The sequence below is a fragment of the Candidatus Magnetobacterium casense genome (assembly GCF_019173545.1).
GTDB classification, from domain to species: Bacteria; Nitrospirota; Thermodesulfovibrionia; order Thermodesulfovibrionales; family Magnetobacteriaceae; genus Magnetobacterium; species Magnetobacterium cryptolimnobacter.
Window position 1 is genome coordinate 1 of sequence record NZ_JABXWD010000602.1, and the last position, 1,604, is coordinate 1,604.

At 52.1% G+C, this 1,604-nt stretch carries 1 protein-coding gene; it reads right to left on the reverse strand.

Going from position 1 to position 1,604, the window contains the following annotated elements; all coding sequences use genetic code 11:
* A partial coding sequence (locus HWQ67_RS17985; RefSeq protein ID WP_218254071.1) for a hypothetical protein occupies nucleotides 1-1,574 on the reverse strand: 1,574 nt, incomplete at its 3' end.
* Nucleotides 1,575-1,604 lie beyond the last annotated feature (30 nt).

The window sequence follows — 1,604 nt, forward strand, 5'->3', positions numbered from 1 at the left end:
TATCGTCCAGCAAGGTTCAAACCTTCGTCCGGGGACAAAATGAAAGGTAACCCATGTTGCAACAGCCAAGGCAGCACTCGACTTGCACGACTCTTGTAGACTGGTAAAGCCGCTTTGAACACTCCCAAACCCTCAATCAAGTACTTAGAGGGATCCTCCGGCATGACTATCTGGACCTGGAACCCCGAGATGGAAAGATTCGTCTGATTCGGGACATCTAAAACAACTGGGGTACTCCTCTGCTGCTCGGACCAGAACACGAAGTCACGAAGGTCTTTCCAAGCCCCCCTTGCAGCGGCCTGTACCTTGCGGAGCCACTTATCCTTCCGGTCCTCAAACTGACGGAACCGCGCTTCCTGACTGTAGTAGTCATCGGGACGGTCTAGTGGCAACGCCAACTCGATATAAAGTGACCAAGAGGACTTACGAATACGCTTCTCCCAATACGCCTTATCCCCCTCGGTCAACTTCTTTTGCCACTCTTGGGCCTTCAAGAAATCCATCAGCCGAGTGAATATCAGGTCGTTGAAGTGCTTCTGGTATATCCGGACAGCGTCCTTCAACTGAACAGCAAGAGGATAGGACGTGGCCCGAGGAACATTCCCCACGAGTTGCAAGAAGTCCTTACGGAGACTCTCGATCAACCCCAAGTTGAACTGGGTCGCCTTCCCACGACGAACATTCGTGGCCACTTTCGGATGCCCAAACAGAGTTTTTCTCACCGACCCTAACCCTGACAGGTCACGACGGTACCAACCATCCCCCTCCCACTCAATATCCTTCTGTAACACAGTTCGAACCACATTCTCATCCAAGACCCTAGGCACCCCAAGTGATTCCAGGATATCCCCCAAACGACCCGACCCCTCTCCGTACCAACCGGAGGTTCCTAAAAGCTGACGGATCTTCCCCACAAGTGCCCTTTTCGCAACTGAAGTACCATCCGACCCCATGACTCCAAACTTATTCCCCGCAGAGGTTTTTTTGTAACTAATGAAGGCATCAACATCCCCGTCCCCATCTACGTCTACAAGCCAAAGCAGCCGATACTTAGTCAACATTGCCCCCAAATTGGGGATATGCTGCCCAATGTGACCGTAAGACAAATGGTAAAGGTCCCAAACTCGATCCGCCTGATCTTCATCCAGTTTGCCAACTGAGACATCCTCCCAATGAGCTGGGTGAAGTAATACCCGAGCATGTCGGTCTTGTGGTTCTAGGCAACGGACATTCTGATACTGGGTGGCAATCCGTTGAGTTAACGACTCTCCTGGATGCAACTCCTTCCACCTGTTCAACAGAGTCACGTTATCCATATCTGTATCGAACTCTTCCTCCCCCACGCGCACCCGCACGGACCCTACTTCTGGTATCCCAACCACAACCCCGGGCAGATACTTCGGGCCCTCCACCAATGGTCCGTAAACAATATCCTGGCCCGCCTGGAAATCATCCCCATCCCCTGCTTGCTTGACCCCCCAAACATTAGCTTTTTTGGACAACTTGACAGCATCCTTCCAACTCACTGCCTGTATCTGGCTAAGATAGAGGGTCTCGACAAACCATTTTTGCATCTGGCCCCAGGGTTTTCGGTGGACCCAACG